20 protein-coding genes are annotated in these 21,418 nt (G+C 47.9%); 3 read left to right on the top strand and 17 right to left on the bottom strand.

Going from position 1 to position 21,418, the window contains the following annotated elements; all coding sequences use genetic code 11:
- Positions 1–35 precede the first annotated feature (35 nt).
- The 6 genes from AB4Y93_RS25945 to AB4Y93_RS25920 all read right to left on the bottom strand — a co-directional run bounded on the left by AB4Y93_RS25945 (position 36) and on the right by AB4Y93_RS25920 (position 8,729).
- Positions 36–1,880 (bottom strand): glycoside hydrolase family 127 protein, encoded by a 1,845-nt coding sequence (locus AB4Y93_RS25945; protein ID WP_441896353.1) that lies wholly within the window; start codon positions 1,878–1,880, stop codon positions 36–38.
- A 51-nt stretch (positions 1,881–1,931) separates the two neighbouring features.
- Positions 1,932–2,762 carry a carbohydrate ABC transporter permease gene (locus AB4Y93_RS25940; protein ID WP_441896351.1) on the bottom strand — a complete coding sequence of 277 codons (831 nt, stop codon included), beginning with the start codon at positions 2,760–2,762 and terminating at the stop codon, positions 1,932–1,934.
- Positions 2,762–3,709 carry a carbohydrate ABC transporter permease gene (locus AB4Y93_RS25935; RefSeq protein WP_441896349.1) on the bottom strand — a complete coding sequence of 316 codons (948 nt, stop codon included), beginning with the start codon at positions 3,707–3,709 and terminating at the stop codon, positions 2,762–2,764. The genes AB4Y93_RS25940 and AB4Y93_RS25935 overlap by 1 nt, the downstream gene beginning before the upstream one ends.
- 87 nt (positions 3,710–3,796) lie before the next feature.
- Entirely contained in the window at positions 3,797–5,233 is a 1,437-nt protein-coding gene (locus AB4Y93_RS25930; protein ID WP_441896348.1) for an ABC transporter substrate-binding protein, read from the bottom strand.
- Between the two features lie 119 nt (positions 5,234–5,352).
- On the bottom strand, positions 5,353–7,128 hold the full coding sequence (locus tag AB4Y93_RS25925) for a cache domain-containing sensor histidine kinase (RefSeq protein WP_441896346.1): 1,776 nt from the start codon (positions 7,126–7,128) through the stop codon (positions 5,353–5,355).
- Positions 7,125–8,729: a response regulator transcription factor gene (locus AB4Y93_RS25920; protein WP_441896344.1), complete on the bottom strand. Its 1,605-nt coding sequence runs from the start codon at positions 8,727–8,729 to the stop codon at positions 7,125–7,127. The genes AB4Y93_RS25925 and AB4Y93_RS25920 overlap by 4 nt, the downstream gene beginning before the upstream one ends.
- Before the next feature lie 186 nt (positions 8,730–8,915).
- Between AB4Y93_RS25920 and AB4Y93_RS25915 the strand changes: the two genes are divergently transcribed.
- Both AB4Y93_RS25915 and AB4Y93_RS25910 read left to right on the top strand, forming a co-directional pair.
- Positions 8,916–10,544: a catalase gene (locus tag AB4Y93_RS25915; protein WP_441896342.1), complete on the top strand. Its 1,629-nt coding sequence runs from the start codon at positions 8,916–8,918 to the stop codon at positions 10,542–10,544.
- Between the two features lie 183 nt (positions 10,545–10,727).
- The gene (locus AB4Y93_RS25910; RefSeq protein WP_006040330.1) at positions 10,728–10,952 is read left to right on the top strand and encodes a helix-turn-helix domain-containing protein; all 225 of its coding nucleotides are present in this window, start codon (positions 10,728–10,730) and stop codon (positions 10,950–10,952) included.
- 207 nt (positions 10,953–11,159) lie between these two features.
- On the opposite strand, the gene AB4Y93_RS25905 is transcribed toward AB4Y93_RS25910, so the two are convergent.
- Positions 11,160–12,038 (bottom strand): YhcN/YlaJ family sporulation lipoprotein, encoded by an 879-nt coding sequence (locus AB4Y93_RS25905; RefSeq protein ID WP_441896340.1) that lies wholly within the window; start codon positions 12,036–12,038, stop codon positions 11,160–11,162.
- A 171-nt stretch (positions 12,039–12,209) separates the two neighbouring features.
- On the opposite strand from AB4Y93_RS25905, the gene AB4Y93_RS25900 reads away from it, so the two are divergent.
- Complete coding sequence (locus tag AB4Y93_RS25900) at positions 12,210–13,205, top strand: ketoacyl-ACP synthase III (RefSeq protein WP_441896339.1); 996 nt, start codon at positions 12,210–12,212, stop codon at positions 13,203–13,205.
- An 8-nt stretch (positions 13,206–13,213) separates the two neighbouring features.
- Here AB4Y93_RS25900 and AB4Y93_RS25895 read toward each other — a convergent pair whose 3' ends face one another.
- The 10 genes from AB4Y93_RS25895 to AB4Y93_RS25850 all read right to left on the bottom strand — a co-directional run.
- Complete coding sequence (locus tag AB4Y93_RS25895; protein ID WP_441896338.1) at positions 13,214–14,323, bottom strand: CgeB family protein; 1,110 nt, start codon at positions 14,321–14,323, stop codon at positions 13,214–13,216.
- A gap of 11 nt (positions 14,324–14,334) precedes the next feature.
- A complete protein-coding gene (locus AB4Y93_RS25890; RefSeq protein WP_441896336.1) occupies positions 14,335–15,435 on the bottom strand; it encodes a CgeB family protein in 1,101 nt (366 codons plus the stop codon).
- Between the two features lie 108 nt (positions 15,436–15,543).
- Positions 15,544–15,825, bottom strand: a complete 282-nt coding sequence (locus AB4Y93_RS25885) for a hypothetical protein (RefSeq protein WP_441896335.1) — start codon at positions 15,823–15,825, stop codon at positions 15,544–15,546.
- The gene (locus AB4Y93_RS25880; RefSeq protein ID WP_441896333.1) at positions 15,822–16,124 is read right to left on the bottom strand and encodes a hypothetical protein; all 303 of its coding nucleotides are present in this window, start codon (positions 16,122–16,124) and stop codon (positions 15,822–15,824) included. The genes AB4Y93_RS25885 and AB4Y93_RS25880 overlap by 4 nt, the downstream gene beginning before the upstream one ends.
- Before the next feature lie 2 nt (positions 16,125–16,126).
- On the bottom strand, positions 16,127–16,459 hold the full coding sequence (locus AB4Y93_RS25875; protein WP_441896332.1) for a restriction endonuclease subunit S: 333 nt from the start codon (positions 16,457–16,459) through the stop codon (positions 16,127–16,129).
- A 21-nt stretch (positions 16,460–16,480) separates the two neighbouring features.
- Positions 16,481–16,768 (bottom strand): nucleoside-diphosphate sugar epimerase, encoded by a 288-nt coding sequence (locus AB4Y93_RS25870; protein WP_441896330.1) that lies wholly within the window; start codon positions 16,766–16,768, stop codon positions 16,481–16,483.
- A gap of 97 nt (positions 16,769–16,865) precedes the next feature.
- Positions 16,866–18,224 (bottom strand): glycosyltransferase family 2 protein, encoded by a 1,359-nt coding sequence (locus tag AB4Y93_RS25865; RefSeq protein ID WP_441896329.1) that lies wholly within the window; start codon positions 18,222–18,224, stop codon positions 16,866–16,868.
- A 16-nt stretch (positions 18,225–18,240) separates the two neighbouring features.
- On the bottom strand, positions 18,241–18,963 hold the full coding sequence (locus AB4Y93_RS25860) for a sugar phosphate nucleotidyltransferase (protein WP_441896327.1): 723 nt from the start codon (positions 18,961–18,963) through the stop codon (positions 18,241–18,243).
- Positions 18,964–18,990: 27 nt separating this feature from the next.
- The gene (locus AB4Y93_RS25855; protein ID WP_441896326.1) at positions 18,991–19,800 is read right to left on the bottom strand and encodes a glycosyltransferase family 2 protein; all 810 of its coding nucleotides are present in this window, start codon (positions 19,798–19,800) and stop codon (positions 18,991–18,993) included.
- Between the two features lie 188 nt (positions 19,801–19,988).
- Positions 19,989–21,418, bottom strand: a 1,430-nt coding sequence (locus tag AB4Y93_RS25850) for a WIAG-tail domain (RefSeq protein ID WP_441896324.1), incomplete at its 5' end; no start/stop codon positions are given.

Raw genomic sequence — 21,418 nt, 5'->3', positions numbered from 1 at the left:
AGCCGCTTAGACAACTCTTCCCCGTTCCATTCCCTCTACCGATACAAATTCCGATCCTCCGCTTCGCGCAGCCATATCTGCATGAATCCGGCTTCACGATTGTCCCATGCATAATACGGAGTAAGCTCGCAGGGCGCGCCTTCTGCCGTCTTTCCTCGCAGAACCGTTACACCGCCTAACATTTCTTCACGATGCTCCGTAACAAATGGCTCATGCGCGTTCATCGCGAAGTCATCATAACTTAGTCCGGTATTGCTGGACTGCTCGAGGCAGTACACAACAGGCCCCCGCTGGAATGCGATTCGGCCGCGATTCTCTTTCACTTCCGGCCGTGAACGGACCACTTCAACCGGAATATCCATCTCTAGTTCAATCGTGTCACCTGGGGCCCAGTGCCGCTTGAGAACAAGATAGCCCTTCTCTGCCAGCGCCTCCACACCTTGAACACGCTCATCTTGTGCGAATACCTGATAGCTCCTGCACCATCCCGGCAGGCGCAGCCGCACCGTGAATTCACTGACCTGTTCCGGCGAGATGCTTACTGATATATGTCCATTCCACGGATATGTCGTAGATTGAGCAATTAACACTTTACCCGCATTTTCCACTTCAACGGTCGTTTCGCTGCTCAAATATTGGTTAACCGTAATGCCGTCTGCTGTTGCCGCATACGTATATTGGCCAATCGCCGGCAGGAACCGAACAAGATTGGTTGGACAGCATGATGTATGGAACCATTCCACCCGGTGATGCTCACCCTTTGAGGCCAGCGGATTCACATAGAAGAAACGATCGCCAGACAGCGAGATACCCGACAATGCCCCGTTAAACAGTTCACGTTCCACCACATCCGCGTATTTCCCATCGCCATGCAGCAGATTCATCCGGTGGTTCCAGAAGGCCATAGCAATCGCTGCACAGGTCTCACAGTACGCCGATTCATTCGGCAGATCATAATCATGGGTGAAGCCTTCGTTATGCACAGAAGGGCCAATGCCCCCCGTCACGTACATATTCCGTTCGACCGTATGCGCCCACACCCGATCAAGTGCTTCGAGATACTCTGGATTCCCCGAAGCAATTACAACATCCGCCATTGCCGTGTACAGATACATAGCTCGGACGGCATGCCCCTTCACTTCACGGATATCCCGTACAGGAACATCGTCCTGGCAGTACGCTGGTCCCCAATCTGCCTTATCCCAGATGGCGCCAACCCCATATCCATGCCCGCGCTCCTCTAGAAGCCAGAGCGCCAGCTTCCAGTAGCGCTCCTCTCCCGTAGCTCCGTACAGCTTCACGAGCGCAAGTTCAATCTCCTCATGTCCTTCTGCCCAGTGGCGTTTACCTGGTCCAAACAACGAATCATAATGATCCGCCATTCGGCAGGCTACATCCAGCAATGTACGCTTGCCCGTCGCTTGATAATAGGCAACCGCCGCTTCAATCAGATGGCCGCCATTATACATTTCATGCTTTTCCATGTCCATCCATTTCAGATCAGGCGCTTCGACCGTATAGTACGTAGACAAGTACCCATCGCTCTCCTGTGCAGCTTCAATCAGCCCGATAATCCGGTCAATCTCCGCTTCAAGCTTTGGATCACGATCCGTCATAAGCGAGTATGCCGCACCTTCTAGAACCTTGTAGACATCGGAATCATTGTAGTACATGCCTTCATATTTACCTTCAACAAGCCCAGCGGCTAGTGCAAAATTCGCGATCCGATTCGTCTTCTCACATTGGTCCAGGCAGACACCAATCGTTACGTTCTTGATTGTCTCAAGCCGTGGACGCCAGAAAGCATCACTGATGGATACATTCGAAAATGGGACGCCCCGCCAGCCTTTTATAACATTTGACTGCTTCATAATGGTCATTGCCATGCCTCCTAAAAAGAATGCTCACACATATGGCGTAATTCTCGCTTCTTACCCTTTCAGCCCCGTCAGTGTAATTCCTTCAAGGAAGAATCGCTGTCCGACCAAAAAGACTAATACACACGGCAGTACAACAGCAGTTGATGCTGCCATCAATAAATCCCACTGTGCATTATAGCTGCCTTGGAACATCTGCAGACCAAGCGCAAGGGTAAAGTGGCTGTCACTCTTCAGATAAATAAGCGGCCCCATAAAGTCATTCCATGATCCAAGGAATGTAAAGAGCGCAACAACAATAACAGCCGAGCGGCTGAGCGGAAGCAGAATCCGCCAATAGATTTGGAAATAAGTCGCTCCGTCCACAACCGCCGCCTCATCAAAGTCCTGAGGAATCGACATGTAGAATTGACGCAGCAGGAAGATATTAAAGATACCGCCGCCAAAATAAGAAGGAAGAATAAGCGGATAGAACGTATCGTAGAAGCCAAGCTCCTTCCAGCCGAGAAAACTTGGAATGAGTGTTACCGCTCCTGGCAGCATCATTGCAGACATCAGAATAGCAAACACCATATCGCGGCCCTTCCACTTAATGCGGGAGAAGCCGAATGCAGCAATGGTACTCGAGACGACTGTGCCGATCAGTACACCGGCCACGATAATAAGCGTATTTTTGAAGAAAGCGCCAAACGGCACGACCGTCATGGCTTCCTTGAAGTTTTCAAAGTGAAAAGGCTTCGGAATCCACTGCGGCGGCATGATGAAAATTTGAGACAGATCCATCACCGAGCTGCGCAGCAGCCACACAAACGGCACGATAAACATCACGGAAATAATCAGCAGGGTAGTAAATCCCGCAGTAAGCTTCAGCCTGGATTCTCTCATTACCGTTCCCCCTCATAATGCACCCAGGATTTCGAGGTTTTGAAGATAAACACTGTAAAGATCATAATGATAATGAACAACACCCAAGCAAGTGCGGATGCATAGCCCATTTCCGTATCACGGAAGGCCGTTCTCCACAGGTAGAAGACAAAGAACAAGCTTTTGTTATTAGGTCCACCTTGGGTCAGAATATAAGCTTCACTGAACACTTGGAAGGAGCCGATAATCGTCATAATCGTATTGAAGAAGATCGTTGGCGTCAGCATTGGAATCGTAATATGACGCAGCTTGCTGTACCAGCCGCCGCCGTCTACATCAATTGCTTCGTAATAGGACTTCGGTACACCAGACAAGCCGGCGAGGAAGATAATAACCGTCCCCCCAATTCCCCATAAAGTCGTAAGCACAACGGATGGGATAACACTACCCTCTCCAAATAGCCACGAGCTTGTTGGCAGGTGTAGCCATTCCAGAGCGGTATTAAGCAAGCCTAGATCAGGGTTCATCAGCCACAGCCAGATCATCGAAGAGGCAACCGCCGGAACAATGCTTGGCAGGTAGATAATAGTCCGGAAAAGCGAACGACCCTTTAAGTTCATATTCAGCAAAATGGCCAGGAAAAACGAGATGATGATAACCGCTGGTACGCGTAAAATAACAAAATAGAAGGTGGTACCAAGTGACTTGTAGAACAGATCATCTTCACCGCTGAACAGCTTCGCATAATTGTCCAGACCGATAAAGTGAGTTGTATCCTTGAATACGTTGTAATCCGTTAAGCTTAAATATAAGCTGGCGATCATCGGACCTAATGTAAAAATGATAAAGCCGATTATCGCCGGCGCTGTAAAGAGCAGACCATAGAACAACGCCTTCTTCTCTCTTTTGGAGAATTTATTCCTGGCTCTTGTCCCCGCTGGCTGCACATCTTTTGCCGTCATTTCCATGCCGTATCCCTCCTGTCTATGAAAGAGGACAACGTTCTTGGAGCCAAGAACCGCTGTCCTCTCCTTTAGTCCACTACCGCAGACTGCTTACTCGACGTCACGCCGGCCTTGCACCTGCTGCTGTGCCTTCGCGGCGATGGAATCAAGAGCTTCCTGGGCCGACTGTTTGCCCAGCCACACTTTATCCAGAGCGGGATTTACGATATCCATAATTTTATTGAAGTTTTTCACATAAGCCGTTGGAGTTGCATGGCTGTGATTGAGCAGCATATCGATAACTGCACCTTGGTAGCCGGATGGACGGGCAGGCAGATCCTTCGTCCACTTCGCCAGCTTCTCGCTGTCGGTATACCAGTCTTTAGGAGCTGGCATCCAAGTTCCGTTTGTCAGCATATCAAGCGATGCTTCCGGATCAAGCAGTGCCTTCAAGAGCTCCCAAGCTTCCTGTGGATGCTTAGTCGATTTGAAGATGGAGAACATGCCGGCCACAACCGTTGTTACCGGTTCTTTCATCACAGGCAGGACACCTACGTTAAAGTGAACCTTGGATTCAGCAAGCGATGAAGTAGCCCATTGACCATCAATAGCCATAGCGACTTTCTTCGTCTGCAGGGCTACGTTTGTTCCCGGGATATTTTTCGACTGCAGAGGAGATGGAGCGACATGATACACATTAATCAGATCAGCAAGCTTTTGAATAACTTCTACAGCGGCTGGTTGATTAAGAGCGAAAGTCTTACCGTCTGCTGACAGGAAATCTCCACCATTGGAATAGATAAAGTTACTGTATTGCCCCCACCATGTCGGAAGGTTAATACCAAATTGTTTAATATTTTTAGGATCAAAGTTTGGATCTGTCGCATTCCGCCCCTTATTATCAAGCGTCAACTGTTTCGCGACATCAACGAACTGTTCCCAGGTCCATGCTTTGGAAATATCAGATGGAGGCGGTTCGATACCAGCATCCTTGAATACATCTTCGTTATAGAACAGTCCGAATGTTTCCGGGCCTGGGCCGATGCCGATAATATTGCCCGGCGCCTGGGAATAGGTAATATTCGGAACGATGGAGTCGAGTGTAATTTGTTGATCGCTTGCAAGGAAGTCCTGCAAATTCAGGAACTTGCCTTCTTCAGCGAGCGGGAAGGCGATCGTCGCAGACTCCATCATCGCTACATCCGGCTCATCGTTGCCGGCAACCATCGTTGTCAGCTTTGTATCGTAATCACCACTGCTAATCGATTGAAATTCGACTTTAACGTTTGGATGATCCTGCTCGAAATTGGCAATGGCAGATTTGTATGCCGCTACCTCTGCCGGTGCGCCCCATCCGGTCAGCTTCAGTGTAATTTTCTCGCCGCTCTTCGTATCGGTTCCGGCATTGTTTGTTGAAGTGCTAGCGTTATCACTGGATGGAGAATTCCCATTAGAACTATCAGACTTGGTGCAGCCAGACATAACAAGCACAGCAGACAGAACCGTAACCATAAACGCGGAAGTGTATTTCCATCGATTCATAATCATTTTTTCGAGCCCCTCTCTTATTTCCATCCTCATGGTTCATAGCTGCAGTCTATGATTGTTTTTATTGTAGATCATAGATAACGCTTACAAAACCCGAGCATTTCTAGAATGGTGGACTTTTATTGGATCTTGTGCGGAAGATGGATCACAATGCTTGTCCCCTTGCCTCGCGTCGAGTCTATGCGGATCCCATACTCGTCACCATACGCCATCCGGATACGCGAAATTGTATTTTTAATGCCAACAGATGCAGATTCCTTATATAAAATTGTATCTATACCTTCTTTGCTGATTCCACGTCCATTGTCACTGATCTCGAAATACCGGCTTTCCCCTTCGGTCCAGCCCCGGATTGTAATTTCCCCGCCTTCCTCCATGCCGCTGAACCCATGCAGTATCGCATTCTCCACAAAGGGCTGGAATAGCAGCCTTGGCACTTTCTCCTCGTAGAGTACCGGCTCGATCTCATATGAAACGATGAATTTCCCTTCGAATCGTGCTGACATGATAAAGAAATAATTGCGTATCCATTCCAACTCGTCTGTCAGATGAACAGCTCCCCAGTCCTTCCGGGACGTATAGTGCAGCATATTGGATAAACAGACAAGCATCTTGCTGAGTTCGGTCTGATTGTTCTCAATGGCTGTCCAGTTCATAATATTGAGCGTATTGTACAGAAAATGAGGATTCATCTGCATATTCAGTGCCTGAATTTCGGCTTCTTTCTCTTTTAGCTTAATCTCATAATTTTCTTTCACAAGCATCTCAATCCGGTCGTTCATCCGGTTAAAGCGCTGCGAAAGCAGTCCAAACTCATCCTGTCTTGTCACCTCGACACGAGTCCCGAAATCCCCTTCGCCAACCGACCGCATAGCACTCATCAGCTTTTTGATCGGTCCGGTGATGCGGCTTAGAATGAAATAAGCAAATAATAAAGCAACAACGCTTAAAGCAATTGCGCTGACAAGCGTGGAGGTACGTATGACTGGCACAAGGTTTTCAACGAGTACAGACTGCGGAGTAACAACAATGGACAGCCATCCTGTTATTTCGGAACGGGCATAGCTGACGATCTGATTGCGCCCGTCAATCTTAATCCGCGCTGTCCCGCCATCCTTGTCCCGAAACTGGTCAAGCCAGTCTTCCTTAAACGGCTTTGTAACGAGCGTGGAATCGCTTGAAGCGACAACAATATCTTCCGGATTCAGCACCATATAAGTGGAACCGGCAGGAATGCTCTTCTCGAACAATTGGTCCATTACGGTTGATTTGAAGCTGATGGTAAGCACGGGACGTTCTACATCCGGCTTCAGCTTCACAAGGGTGCTGTCCTCCATATGAGAGAAATTGAGCAGTCTTGTTGCCGAGAACAAGTAACGGAAGTCGATCGACCCGTTCTCCAGCCATGGCTGATTGAACATCTGAATAAAATCGTACGTCGGGTACCAGACCATTTTCCCGCCTGCCTTAACAGCCTCCTTATAGATGTCTGACTGTACCGGATCACCAAGCGGCATTTGCACAGAGCTTCCAAAATTGTAATAGGAGGTCCACAGCTGTGCTGAATAGACATCCTCATTGAGAGAGTAATATTTGCTTAAGATAGCTGTAATCTGTCGGTCAGCCGCCAGCAGCTCTTCTTCCTTTGCCGGATTGAGATCGTTAAAGATCTGGAACAGGTCTTTGTCCACAAATAGTGCCCGGCTGTTCTGATCTGCAATACCAAGCTTCGTGTCGATCACATCATTATTTTTCATGACTACATCGTACACATTTTTCTGTGCCTGCTCGGTCACAACATTAAGGCTTGTCCGGTAGAATAGTGAACTGAGTACAAGCAGCGGCAGTGCAATCAGTATCAAATAGCTGAGCAACAGCCTCATTCTGAATGTCATGTAGTATCGCCTCCGGTCAATGGACGTGCTGTATGCTTATAAGCTTCTGGGGACAGGCCGACCTGCCGTTTGAAGATTCGGGTAAAATATTTCGTATCCCGGTAACCGCATCGTTCTGCAATTTCGTATATTTTGAGCTTCCCGGTTGCCAGCAGTGCTTTCGCTTCCCGTATCCGCGATTCAGTCAGATGATCCGAGAACGAACGGCCTGTACGGCTTTTGATTAAGGTGCTGAAATAAGACGGATTGAAATGGAACTGCTCGGCTGCCATCTCAAGCGTAATATCCTCATGGTAATGGGACTGGATCCAGCTTAAGCACTGCTCCACGGCTGCATCGCCGCTGCCCTGCTTTCGGTCCGTAAGTGCCTGATGAACAGCGCTCAGACAGCACATCAGCTGCTTCAGCAGTTCATCACTCGTGCTGCAGGAAGGAATCGAATTGGAAGCTGTCTCTGTGAGTACGCTTCCAACCTGCGGATCAATAATACCTGAGGTTCGGCTTTTGATCTTAATCAAGGTTAACGCAGCATAATTGATCATCAGCTTAGGCTCGGTGTAACCGCCGGCTGCCAGAGTCTTGAACGCTTCTTGGCACATTTCCTCTGCCTTCTTGAAGGAAGCTTCTTGAAGGGCTTCGAACAACAGCTCTCCATCCAGCTTATAGAGCGCTTCCTTCGGCTCATATGCGGCAATCTCCTCCGCAGCTACAACTCCCTGCCATTCATCATAGAAAGCATAATGCAAGGCCGTCTCCGTCCTCTGATACAAATCCGGAATGCCTTCCTGAACAATACGGACAGCTATCCCGTGAATGACTTTGCCATGCAGCTGCCAGGAAGAAGTACAATCCCTCAGTGTTGCAGCAAGCTCTGCTGCTGACTGGTCTGACAATTGTCCGAGCTTCAGCGCGGTAACAAGCCTGTCTCCCTGCTGCATGGTCTGAAGCGGAAATACACAGTATTGTCCGAATCTGTCCGCAAAGCTCCTGAGCTTCCGGGACAGATCTTCCATCAACTGAGGCGGAAGTGCTTCCTCTGCTTCTAATCTTCTGATATCTGTCAGCAGGAGGACATTCACCTCCTGAAGAAGCGGCCACTCCTCCAATTCGGCACCTTGGTCCGAAGGCAGCTCGCCGATCAGCCACTGATGAAGCATCCGGCTTCGATAAGCGGGAGAAGCAAGTTCAAGCTTTTGCTTTAACTCAGCAGATTCACCCCGCTCTTTGGCTTCTGCCGCGAACTGCTCCTCCAGCCGCTGCAGCAGCGTCTCCACCTTCTCTATGTCTACAGGCTTAAGCAAATAATCATAAGCGCCGTGCCGAATAGCAGTCTGGGCATATTCAAACAGATTGTAGGCAGACACCATAACAACCTTGGTCTGCAAGCCTTCTTCCTTAAGCAGCTGCAAGAAAGCTAGACCATCCAAATTAGGCATCTGAATGTCGCTCAGCACTACATCTGGCAGATTTTCTTTTACCATGGCAAGTGCAACTGCTCCGTCTTTGGCCGTCGTCACTTTTGCCTCCGGACGCATCGATTGGATCATGCCAGCCATCCCTCTTAAGTGTCTTGGTTCATCGTCGACGATCAGAATGTTCATATCGTACTTCCTTCCCCCTTGGTGCAGGCCGTTTTCTAATACAGTACTACGCGGCAGCAAGCCTGAATAGGGGAGTACCCAAAAGAAACAAATTTACCATTAATCTCATAATCCCGAAGCGAATGAGGAATAGTAGTGGAGGATGTGGTCAATCACCTGAATTATGGAAATGGAGGGAAAGTTATAATGTCTGCAAATGAGATGAATGGCACAAACGCAACCGGAGCTGGCGGATCTGCAGATAACCGTAAAGCGGCGGGAGAAACGGATATGACGCTGACAACAAGACAGGGTCATCCCGTAACAGATAACCAGAACACCAGAACAGTAGGCAACCGTGGTCCTGCCACGTTAGAAAATTATCAATTTATCGAGAAAATTACGCACTTCGACCGGGAACGTGTACCTGAACGTGTCGTGCATGGGCGTGGCGCCGGGGCACATGGCTATTTCGAAGCGTATGGAACCTTTGGCAACGAACCAATCAGCAAATATACGAGAGCGAAGCTGTTCCAGGAAAAAGGGAAACAAACGCCTGTCTTCGTTCGCTTCTCCAGCGTTATTCACGGCGGGCATTCGCCGGAAACACTACGTGATCCTCGCGGCTTCGCTACAAAGTTCTACACCGAAGACGGCAACTGGGATCTGGTTGGCAACAATCTGAAAGTCTTCTTCATCCGCGATGCGATGAAGTTCCCGGATATGGTTCATGCCTTTAAGCCAGATCCCGTAACCAACATTCAGAGTATGGAGCGTTTCTTTGATTTTGTATCCAATTCACCTGAAGCAACACATATGATTACCTTCCTGTTCTCACCATGGGGTATTCCGGCTAACTACCGTCAAATGCAGGGTTCTGGGGTGAATACATACAAGTGGGTAAATGCGCAAGGCGAAGCTGTTCTGGTTAAATATCATTGGGATCCGCAGCAAGGTATCCGCAATCTAACTCAAAGTGAAGCAGAAGAAATTCAAGCGAAAAACTTCAATCATGCGACACAGGATTTGTATGAAGCGATTGAGCGCGGTGATTATCCAGCGTGGGAACTGAAGGTTCAAATCATGGAGGATGGCGAGCACCCAGAGCTTGATTTCGATCCACTTGACGATACAAAACTATGGGATGAAGACAAATTCCCTATGGTTCCTGTAGGTAAGATGGTGCTTAATAAAAATCCGGAAAACTACTTTGCAGAAGTGGAACAAGCGGCGTTTGGTACGGGGGTTCTGGTGGACGGACTTGACTTCTCTGACGATAAAATGCTGCAAGGGCGTACCTTATCTTACTCGGATACCCAGCGTTACCGTGTTGGAGCGAACTACTTGCAGCTGCCGATCAACGCACCAAAGAAACGTGCCGCGACTAACCAGCGTGACGGCCAAATGGCCTTCTATGTGGATGTAGCCCCTGGTCAAAATCCGCATATTAACTATGAGCCGTCAAGCTTAAACGGACTTGTAGAGGCAGAAGCTTCCGGTGAACCGCATGAACCGCATTATGATGCGAATCTGGTCCGCCAAACGATCGACCGGACAAACAACTTTGGCCAAGCCGGCGAAACATTCCGTAAGCTGGAGCAGTGGGAACGTGATGAACTCGTTCATAACCTCGGCGATGCGTTATCGACATGTGCACTTGTCATTCAAGAGAAGATGCTTGCGAATTTGACCAATGCTGATCCGGAGTACGGCCGCCTAGTCGCGGAATCCATCAAGAAATCGGCCTCGATGAAATCCGATCATATCGGTACGTTCCCTGCTCGCGAAGGCATGGAAATTGCTGAGGAACTGGGACATCGGACGGACGGCTACTAGATCGCAATAGAAGGGCTGTCCAACCGGTCATTATCATGACAGGTTGGACAGCCCTTCTTTTATTATAAGCGCCCATTTTCCCTACATACAGCACCATTGCCACGGCCAATTCATACTATAATTTTGACTGTATCCCTTAACCTTGTTAAACCATAAAAACCCGAGCAAGGAGGGGTGACAAACTTGAAGGGTAGCGACCATAAGAGCAAGTTTTTATTAACGCATCGTGAACGCGAGGTATTTGAGCTGCTGGTGCAAGATAAGACAACTAGAGATATTGCACAGCAATTATTTATTAGCGAAAAAACCGTCCGCAACCACATTTCCAATGTCATGCAAAAATTGAACGTTAAAGGTCGTTCACAAGCAGTTGTCGAGCTGATCAAGCTTGGGGAGTTACAAATCTAACCAACCCAACCTCGATTTGGGCTATCTAGCTTCCCCGTTCCTTTTATAAAAGGGGCGGGGTTTTACTTTGTTTCAATTTCGACAAAGTTCTTTAATCTTACACTAAGCTTTCTTCGATACAATCATATGCATCAACCCCACAGTTGATACCATTTTCTAGGACAGGCCCGCTTTTGCAAGCGGGCCCTTTTTTTGTTCTATTGTGTTTTAACGACGATCATAGATATGCGGGGAAGTATGCTTTGCGCTTTGGGAATTCAACTTGGTTGCATTAGCCGGGAAAATCCGTTCAACCATCGCATTAAATTCAGATACAAAGCCTTGGATTGGGTGGCCAAGTCTTACATCGCCCATATAGCTGGTCATGCGGTCTACAAAATCTGGGTTTGCGGATACATAAACATTTTGAATCGATGGGTGTATTCGCTTAACTTCTGCAGCGATATCGCTTTTAATTTTATCCGTGAGCTGACTTTCTCCGGTATTCGTCATACTTAGACCACGCATGCCGTTGCTATTGTTACTCGTTGTACCATGGCCGTTCATCGCTGGATTCATGCCATACGTGCCATTCATCCCGTTCATACCGTATTTCCCATTCGCTCCATAGGTGCCGTTCATGCTGCGGTTGGTATCGGTAATCGGGCTGGTCATGTAGCTTCTGTTTGTACGGCTGATGCTTTTTGCGCTTAAGTCGTTTACATGATCCTCGAAAGATACGGCCACATAAGCATTATTGTCTGTCAGCATGACATTGGCTGATTTGACCGTATTTAATGCAACAATCCGCTTAGCGATTTCATCGCTCATTTCCATTTTATAATTTTTATGACTGCCAACAATATTGTTGCTGTTGAGGCGACGACCATTGACACGATTCATCTCATTCATCTGGTCATTGGCGAACCGTTTGTCTGTCATTGCACCCGGAACTGCTAAGTTACGGATCGCATTACCATTAGCATCGTAACGTACACTATTGGGACGAATGTTTTTGTTGCCTAGATCCCCCTGATTAGCTGCACATCCTGCTAACGTTGTTGCTAAAGCCACACTTGCTGTGAGAAGAATGAATTTGTTTTTCATGAACTGGCCACTCCTCCATTCGGTTAGTTAGGCTTTGACCCGTCCATTATTGTGTGCGGATGATTACGAAGCTATCCTGCCGTAACCCTTGACAAATCCTCTCTGTTTGAGTAAGTTAATATCAGGTGTTAGTACCAGGTACTAAATAAAATCGTGAAGGAGCTGTTTATTATGGAAAAGCAATTCCATTCCAATGCCGCTATTACAGCTATTGGCACTTATATGCCTGAGAAAATTCTCTCCAATGCTGATTTAGAACAAATCGTTGAGACCTCTGACGAATGGATTGTACAGCGTACAGGCATCCGTGAACGCCGTGTTGCAGCTGAGGATCAGTTCACAAGCGATTTATGTATAGAGGCAGTTCGTAATATGCAAGAGCGTTACGGAGTAGATGTCCAAGACGTGGACTACATTATCGTAGCAACCTCAACTCCAGATAACGTCATCCCCAGTGTAGCCGCACAAGTTCAAGGAGCACTTGGCATCACGCAATGCGGTGCGATCGATATTCAGGCAGCCTGTGCCGGTTTCACTTCTTCGATTCAGCTTGCTAATGGTCTGCTGTTGTCGGGAGTTTACCGTAAAATTCTTGTTATTGGCGGAGAAACCCTGTCTAAAGTAACGAACTATTCTGACCGGACGACCTGCATCTTATTTGGAGACGGGGCTGGCGCTATCTTAATGGAAGCCAAAGCCACAGCTGAAGGAGACATTTTAGCTGCCTCCTCTCATACGGATGGATCAGGTGGACATCATGTTTACCGCAGCGGCTTGTCCTCCACAATTAATGCAGCGGATATCGATACGACAAGCCGTATCGTACAAAATGGCCGTGAAGTATACCGCTGGGCTTTAAGCCATGTTTCTGAAGGGATCTCCAATCTGCTTCATGAAAGCGGCTATGCACCTTCCCAGATGAACTGGTTCGTTCCGCACAACGCGAATCAGCGCATAATCGACGCGTTATGCGAACGGACCGGCATAAGCGAGCAGCAGGCTTTGTCGAGCATTGAGCATTACGGCAATACATCAGCTGCATCCATTCCACTTGCTCTTGACGCCGCTGTCCGCGACCAGCGTGTGCTGCCTGGACATCTGCTGCTGCTTTATGGCTTTGGAGGTGGTTTGACCCAATCTGGCGTTATACTGCGCTGGTCCATTTGAAATTTCTTTCAAGTCAATGGGAATAAGATGGACAGCATCGTATGAATGCGGTTCGCATACGTATGATCCCGGAAAGCACGATACATGCCGCGAAGGGCAATCTGTTTCCGCTCTTGTTCATGGCTCAGATAATAATCCATTTTCTGTACAAGCTCCATTGGAGAAGAATACGTTACAATCTCTACATCCGGTATAAAGAATGAAGCCAGGTCGTCACGAATATCGCATATCTGCAGGACGCCGCAAGCCGCAATCTCGAACGTGCGTGGGTTTGGCGAAACGGCAGTCAAACCAATTGTATTGCTGTTATACAACGCATCATCATGTGCTCGATGCATATTGATCACTATTTTGGATGCATTATAAGTGAGAGAGGTTTCGGCTGACCCCATCCAATGGTTCAGTTTAATTTTGGAACGAAGCTGATCATATTTGGCTAGCCTATCCCACCAAATGCCAGATATTAAGGTGTCTTTACCTGCCAGGTAAGAAGTTAATTCATTGAAGTAGCTCACCCTGTTTAGATAAGCTGAACCTATAAATGTAATTTCTTTTCGAATCGATCGATCAGGATTCGTTGGCCTGTATTGGGATGGGTGGAAGCAAAAGGGCAAATAATGTACTTGCTGACAGCCCAGCTGTTTGTAATAATCGACAGAGTTCCTCTCCAACGTGAATACCGTATCATAATGAGGGACGAGGCTGGTTGTAATGTCCATATAATAAGGATCATCCGTCAGCCAGATCGCCGTGCGAATCCCATTATCCTTCATCGCAATAATCTGTCCGATATCAAATTGCAGGCCGTCAAGTACGATTACAATATCCGGTCGTTCTGCAATCGCGATATCCGCGACTGGCTGTGAGCCATTAACCACAGTCAAACGCTGAACGAAAGCTGACAGGGTTTCTCTTACCGCTTCATCAATTGGCGAATAAGGGAAGCCTTTTCCCGTTTCAACAAACATGGCATGAATCGGCCATACTTGGCTTACCTGCGGAATCCGGCTAATTGCCGATTCGCATATACCGTACCAATAGCCATGATCCCAGCCTAATTGAAACCCTGCCGCTCGCCCAGCCTCCTCATCGAGCTTTCTTTTGAGCCCTGGCGCCATATTCGTCACTCCTACTTCAATAATGTCAATAGCGATGCCATTCGCGTAGTCATCGTATGATCTCGTAAAGTCCTATATAACCCTCTCATCGCAATGCGAAGCCGTTCTTCTTCATGAGTCAAATAATAATCAATCTTCTCCAGCAATTCGGCTGTCCCGTTATACGTTTCAATCTCATGACCTGGACGATACTGATGAATAAGGTCGTCACGGATATCGGTTAATTGCAGCGTGGCACAGGCTGCTACATCATACGTCCTTGGATTTATCGACAGCCCTGGCAGCTGGGCTTCATTCTGATTATCTTTCCCAGGAACATCAGTACGGTGAAGATTAATGATAATCTTGGAGCCGTTATAATAACGGGCAGCTTCCTCTGGTACAATTTCTCCCGAATGAATGAATGGCTTAAGCAGGGAATAATTTTTCAACCGTTCCCAATGCCCTCCGCCAATAAACAACCGCCTATGAGACAGCTGCTTGGCAATGGCATCAAACAACTCTACCCGGTTCCAGAAAGCGACCCCGATAAAGCAAACATCATACTCATATGGTTTCTCCGCCCGGAAAGGCCGGTATATCGCTTCATTCACTGCTAATGGCATATGATGCACCTGAAGACATCCATGCTGTTGGTACAGCTGAACGGTACTCCGTTCATGGGTCAATACAACATCATAATGAAGAGCAATTGGGACCGTCTGATCCGTCATATAAGGATCATCTACAAACCAGATCACGGTTCGGATGCCGAGTGCCCTTATCGCATCTATTTGCTGCAAATGATCGGGAGGAAACGTATATAAACCATTTAGCACAATCATTATATTTGGCTGAAAAGCAATGGCCTGCTCCAATAATTGCTCCTGCGTGCCTACCAGAACTTCGCTGGTGCATCTCTGCAGGGCAAGAATAATACCGGAGTCTATCGCTTCAAATCCTAATGAACCTTGCGGGATATACAATACTCGCAAAGGCTGTATCTCTGGCTGAGGAGTAATGGAAGCCGCTTTGGCCCATTCGCAAGCTCCATCCCGCCATCCTGTATGGAATCCGGCTGCAAAGCCCTGCTGCCTGCCCGTTTGAAACGACACTTCTGCTGCCGTATTCAAAATACCCCTTCACCTGCCCGTGTGTGATGATTATACAAAAAAAGCCTTATTCCTGATTTGTCCATCATGGGCATGAACAAGGCAGATCTAAGACCTGTATCGCTGATACTACACCTGCGTCTCGTAAGCTATTTGATGTCCATCTTCGAACCCTTTAGCAAAACCGGCGTTGTAGCCTTCGTTATAGGTTTGATTAAAGCCTTCATCATAACTTACGGAATCGAAGCTTTTTCTTCTTCTCTTTCTAACCGCTGACTTTCGACGCCTCAATGTGCCCTTGCCTGTTTTCTTGCCGGCCAGCTTCCGCGCTCCTACTGCTTTGCGTTTAGTACGTACATGAGGCTTGCGTTTGGCTTTCCGTTTCGCAGCAGAGGCAGCTTTCTTCTTCATATCAAACGCCTCCTTCGTGATGACATTCTTATACTTGTAATCTTCGTATTCAGCCATGGATGAACGGGGCTGCTAGTCTTCCTGCGCTTGCGCTTCAAAGACAGTCCCGTTACAGCTTCCGTTATATTCGCCTGCATCCCAGTCAGCAGCTTCACATTTTCTGCAATGTTTCTCGCAAGCTCAGGTGAAGCCTCCGATACGACAGCAATACTATCCAGAATTCGGGCAAGCGCTGCTTGGCTTCTTGCCAAAGAAGACAGAAGCTCCAGCTTCACTTCCCGCTCTCTATGAGTGATCATGCTCAATCGATATCACCCATGCCAAATAGCATTTCTTCGTCGTCGCCGTCGCCCCCGCCCTCATTGGATTTCTGCAGAACGGACTTCATGACAGAGAGAATCCCTTGACTCATTTTGTTTACGCCGTCCAATACTTCAATAACCTGCTCATTGACTTGGGCGGATTGTTTCATTTGCGTTTGTTCACCTAAGAAGGAAGCCGATGTGATATGGTTGCATATCCAATTACGTGCTTTTTCCGCTTCCTCTGCTTTTGCTTCTAGCATCAGTGCGATGTTCCACTGCATATTGGCGGTAGCGCCAAGCATACGCTTATAAGCCTGTTCACGATTCATGACAGACGCCCTCCTTCCGATTCACTCCTCATCTTCAAGACGAAGCTCGCGAACGGTAAACGTCAGCTGTGCTGCAAGTGTTTCTTGCAGTTCCGCAATCGTCGTCAAGTAAGAGACTATTCCGCCTAGTAAGGATTGGGTATTGGACAGCAGCCCATCCGTTCCCCCAAAGTTCGGATCTTTATCGGGAATCGCCTTCACAACCTCAGCCATCCGCACGACAACATGACGCTTGGAGTCAATCATACGAGCCATCTGATGATGGGAATAGGATAGATGCTCAATAATTTCATTTACGATCTGCTGCAATTCGGTCCCCTCCTCTGGCAGCAATAACCTTAGCTCTCTACAGATGTCGTCATACCAGCATATGCATCAGGGAAAAAGGGTGATACATGCGGCATGCCTACAACGCTTGTCGCAGCTTGACCGGAGGAATAAGCGGCAGCCCTTCCGGTAGTGCTTCCAGCTGTTCAACCGTCAGCGGATATTTGGCTCTGGCTTTCAGATTCCAGGCTGCAGCCGCCGCTTCGGTAATCACTTTCCGTTTCATACCATGCTCCAGATAATAGAGGAACCCATCAAGTCCGCTTGCAATCTGTCCGTGTAATGGTGCACCGTGATGAACGTAATGCAGCGTCTGCCATTTGACCTCAGCCTCCAAGGTTGACAGAGGGCCGCCCATCGGCCAGTTACGAATGAGGATTTGCGGAAGCCTTACAATCGGACCTGACCAACCACCTTCAATTGGCCGCTTGACTCCATTCTCAATCCAGTAGGCTTGTGGTCCAATTCCCTTCACCACAATTCCCTCTGGATAAAAGGCTGTTTCCCCTTTCGTCATCAGGGAAGAGGAAGGCTTGCCATGCTCACCCGCACGAAGCTGATGAATCCAAGCGTACGGATTGTTCCATTTGGTCATATAGTAAACCATATTCCGGGTTGTCACTTCTTCAAGCTGGTCACCAAGCGCCTTAATGCTTACACTCCCGAAGTGGTGGATAAATGAATCTCTCGCAATAACAAGTGAGTACCCAAGCAGCCGGACCCGAATATTATAATCATCATCTTCATAGTTGCCGTATTCGAAGCCTTCGTCCAGGAAACCGATTTTCTCCCACAACTCCCGCCTGAACAAGAGGCAAAAGCCCGGAAGTCTGTCTGTTCTCTCCCATCGCTTCGGATCGGAAATATTATTAAGTCTAGCAAACTCAGGCATATCTTCAATACTCACATAAGGTACCTGAATCTGCTGATCCCCACTAATATAATTGGTGACAGGACCCACCAGTCCAATCGTTGGATCACTGTGCAGACAGATCAGCATGTTGCCAAGCCAGTTATCCGTCAGGAGCGTATCATTATTAAGAACGACCATAGTTGTTCCTTTGGCCATCATGAGCCCCATATTTACCGCTCCGGAAAATCCGTAATTCTCGCTTAAAACTCGATAACGCACCTGCCCGTCGAGCTGTTCCAAATAATCTACAGTCCCGTCGGTTGACGCATTATCGACCACAATAATTTCATGAGGCTGTTCGGTATTATCCATAATGCTATCGATACACGCTCTCAAATAATCCACTTGATTATAGCTCGGGATGATGATGCTGGTTCCTTCGAATAAAGCGTGGTAGCTGCTTTGACCTGCTTGCAGCCCCTGATTGTACCCCGCTTGCAAACCGGCCTTATAACTGTCCAAGCGCCTGCCCTCTTGCGTTGGTACGAGCTTGAGACGACGGATGTTCCGCGACTTTCGTCTCACGTATGATCTCTCCCGTCTAGTATTCTTTATCCCAATATCGGGCGGATGCTTCTCTCAGCGACTCGAATGTTCCTGCATCGATCCACCAGCCGGATATTTCCCTATAGGTTAATAGTCCGGCGGCTGCATAGTGGTTGTTAAGATCCGTAATCTCCAGCTCCCCTCTGCTGGACGGGCTAATATTCTCGATATGCTGAAAGACATCAGTACTATACATATATAAACCAGTAACCGATAGATCGGATTCCGGCTCGGCAGGCTTTTCTTCAATATGAAGGATGGTACCGGAGGGACTGAAGACTGGAACGCCATAGCGGCGCGGGTCATCCACCTGCTTAAGAAGTACCATCGCTCCCTCTGCCTGCTTCTGAAAATCTTCCACATAAGGTGTTAAATCCTCATCAAATAAATTGTCGCCCAAGAGTACAAGGAACTTTTCCCCATCATTGATAAACGGTCTCGCAAGCTGCAAGGCGTCTGCAATGCCGGCGGCTTCCTCTTGAATCCGATACGCCAGCGACATCTTCATTTGATGTCCGTTTCCGAAATATTGAATGAACATTCCTGCAGATTGCCGATTCGTGATAATCAGAATGTCCTGAATTCCTGCTTTCTGCAGGGACTGAATACCATGATGGATCATTGGAAGTTTACCGACAGGCAGCATATGCTTATTGATATAAGAAGTTAAAGGCATAAGCCGCGATCCCGTTCCACCTGCCAATATAACAGCTTTCATTGTACATACCTCCTATCATGTGCAGACTTACAAGGCCATCTCGCGCTTGCGCAGCCGATCCTCGAACCCGCCCCGTTCATCTGTGCATGAAAGCAGCCAATAGATCGCCTCCAAATGATCGCCTAGAATTAACCGTTCAAGTGGATTTTTCCTTTCCCGCTCCGGACGAGGTTTATTTAATTTGCCGACATTAACGGTATGCACGGCAGCAACCTTAAGCCCTTCCTTTACAGCCATTGCATGAGCAAGCGGAGGGACAGACAAGGCTGATGCCCCAATCGTATCCAGACATTTTCGGCTAATGGCATGGGGTACAGCTGTAAACGAAATACCTTTCAGATCTGGCCTTTGCAGAACCGCGTTTAAAGCATGTTTTGCAAGCACTACACTATGAACATTCACTTTATGAACGGGGCCGGAATAGTTGTTCAGTGCCGCATCTACTCCTCTTTCTTTCACCGCGTGAATGAAAGGGCGTAATTGAGAGGCTGATATAACCATATCGCCGTCAATAAAAAGCAGGACCTCGCCTTTGGCCTCTAGAGCCCCCATCGTTCTTCCTACGTCATGACCAAGGGGCTTCTCGAATTGCAGCACTCTAGCTCCCATCTTCCTAGCAATTGCAATTGAACCATCCTTTGAACCATTAGCCACTACGATAACTTCTGTCCGAGGATGTACTTTTGCAGCTTCGCGAATCACGCGCCCGATGGTCGATCTTTCATTCATAACAGGGATAATAACCGATACAATCGGATTAGGATGAGGCTTGTAAGATCCGTGCTCCGATGATCGGCTTCCTGCCCGGCTGCCTATCAATCGCTCTGCGCGTTTCATCCACTAAATCACCTCAGTTTACGCCTATTAAAATTTACAAGCTTAATTGATGTACATCACATAGTATGTATAGCTCCTGCTGGCGCAACGGCATTTGTACAACTTCCAAGACGGATGTCCCGCTATAAATAAAAAAGAGGATAGAAGCGTACTCCACGCTTCCAATCCTCTATGAAAAAGAATGAATATTATCGGCCAATAGCAATCCAGTTCATATATCCTTCAGGTTCAAATGATCCTCTGGAGCGAATAATATTAAGAATGGCTCTATCCTCGGATTTGCTAAATATAGAGACATAACATTCCGGGTTGTCACAGATAGCAGTTATAACATAATTGGTATCGCTGAATGGTTCTTCAAATAGGATCTCCACTTCCAGCATTTTACCCTTTTTGAAGAAGGAATACGGATTAAGCCCAAATTGCTGGATCACTTGGCTGCTTCCCGTTGATCGAATAAAGGCTGGCACTGGCTCCGGTTTTGACTCCTCCATCATTTCTTCGACTAGAGCTGGGAATAAAGCAGACACAAGTTCTGGTGCAAACTTTTCCAGTGTGATGGCTTCTGGAGCAATATGCCAGCCACAAACGCTCTCCTCCGCGAGCTTCTCTCTAGTCACACTTTCATCAGCAAGCTTCTCACTCGTCACACTCTCATCGGCTATTTTCTCGGTTATGACGCTTTCGTCCGCCAGCTTCTCGCTAGTGATGCTTTCGTCAGCAAGCTTCGCAGTCGTCACACTTCCCTGTGCGAGTTTAACAGCTGAGACACTTCCATCTGATAACTTATTTCCGGTGATAATCCCGTCGGCCAGTTTACCACTTGTGATGCTGTTGTCTGCCAGTTTCGCAGATGAAACACTACCATCCGCCAGCTTGCTGCTTATGATGCTTCCGTCTACAAGCTTCCCAGTCGTGATACTTTCTTCGGCCAGTTTGCTCGTTGTGATGCTGCTGTCCGCAAGCTTCTCAGTCGTCACGCTTGCTTCTGACAGCTTACTAGTTGTAATGCTGCTAATCGCAAGCTTATCAGCTGTGACACTTTCGCCAGCCAGCTTCTCGGTCGTTACGCTTTCGTCTATCAGCTTGCTGCTTGTAACGCTGCTGTCCGCAAGCTTTGTAGTTGAAACACTTTCGTCGGCCAGCTTGCTGCTTATGATACTTTTGTCTGCAAGTTTCTCAACTGTAATGCTATCATCCGCCAGCTTCTCGGTCGTCACACTCTCATCTACCAGCTTACGGCTCGTGATGCTGTCGTCCGCCAGCTTCTCGGCTGTGACACTTTCGTCTGACAGCTTGCTGTTTGTTATGCTGCCGCTCGCGAGCTTATCAGTCGTAACACTTTCCCCTGATAGCTTATCACTAGTTATGCTCTCTTTGGCAAGCTTATCACTCGTCACACTTTCATCAGCCAGCTTGCTAGTTGTTATGCTGCCGCTCGCAAGCTTATCAGTCGTAACACTTTCCCCTGATAGCTTATCACTAGTTATGCTCTCTTTGGCAAGCTTATCACTCGTCACACTTTCATCAGCCAGCTTGCTAGTTGTTATGCTGCCGCTCGCAAGCTTATCAGTCGGCTTGCTAGTTGTTATGCTGCCGCTCGCAAGCTTATCAGTCG

This window comes from Paenibacillus sp. YAF4_2 (assembly GCF_052113225.1).
Classification (GTDB): Bacteria; Bacillota; Bacilli; order Paenibacillales; family Paenibacillaceae; genus Pristimantibacillus.
The sequence above is the reverse complement of the archived record's forward strand: the minus strand, read 5'-3'. Positions and strand labels throughout refer to the sequence as shown.

Bases quoted from the DNA above. Each gene is read 5' to 3' on its own strand.
- AB4Y93_RS25945 (WP_441896353.1), bottom strand. From the start codon at position 1,880: ATGACCATTATGAAGCAGTCAAATGTTATAAAAGGCTGGCGGGGCGTC.
- AB4Y93_RS25940 (WP_441896351.1), bottom strand. From the start codon at position 2,762: ATGAGAGAATCCAGGCTGAAGCTTACTGCGGGATTTACTACCCTGCTG.
- AB4Y93_RS25935 (WP_441896349.1), bottom strand. From the start codon at position 3,709: ATGGAAATGACGGCAAAAGATGTGCAGCCAGCGGGGACAAGAGCCAGG.
- AB4Y93_RS25930 (WP_441896348.1), bottom strand. From the start codon at position 5,233: ATGATTATGAATCGATGGAAATACACTTCCGCGTTTATGGTTACGGTT.
- AB4Y93_RS25925 (WP_441896346.1), bottom strand. From the start codon at position 7,128: ATGACATTCAGAATGAGGCTGTTGCTCAGCTATTTGATACTGATTGCA.
- AB4Y93_RS25920 (WP_441896344.1), bottom strand. From the start codon at position 8,729: ATGAACATTCTGATCGTCGACGATGAACCAAGACACTTAAGAGGGATG.
- AB4Y93_RS25915 (WP_441896342.1), top strand. From the start codon at position 8,916: ATGTCTGCAAATGAGATGAATGGCACAAACGCAACCGGAGCTGGCGGA.
- AB4Y93_RS25905 (WP_441896340.1), bottom strand. From the start codon at position 12,038: ATGAAAAACAAATTCATTCTTCTCACAGCAAGTGTGGCTTTAGCAACA.
- AB4Y93_RS25900 (WP_441896339.1), top strand. From the start codon at position 12,210: ATGGAAAAGCAATTCCATTCCAATGCCGCTATTACAGCTATTGGCACT.
- AB4Y93_RS25895 (WP_441896338.1), bottom strand. From the start codon at position 14,323: ATGGCGCCAGGGCTCAAAAGAAAGCTCGATGAGGAGGCTGGGCGAGCG.
- AB4Y93_RS25885 (WP_441896335.1), bottom strand. From the start codon at position 15,825: ATGAAGAAGAAAGCTGCCTCTGCTGCGAAACGGAAAGCCAAACGCAAG.
- AB4Y93_RS25880 (WP_441896333.1), bottom strand. From the start codon at position 16,124: ATGATCACTCATAGAGAGCGGGAAGTGAAGCTGGAGCTTCTGTCTTCT.
- AB4Y93_RS25875 (WP_441896332.1), bottom strand. From the start codon at position 16,459: ATGAATCGTGAACAGGCTTATAAGCGTATGCTTGGCGCTACCGCCAAT.
- AB4Y93_RS25860 (WP_441896327.1), bottom strand. From the start codon at position 18,963: ATGAAAGCTGTTATATTGGCAGGTGGAACGGGATCGCGGCTTATGCCT.
- AB4Y93_RS25855 (WP_441896326.1), bottom strand. From the start codon at position 19,800: ATGAAACGCGCAGAGCGATTGATAGGCAGCCGGGCAGGAAGCCGATCA.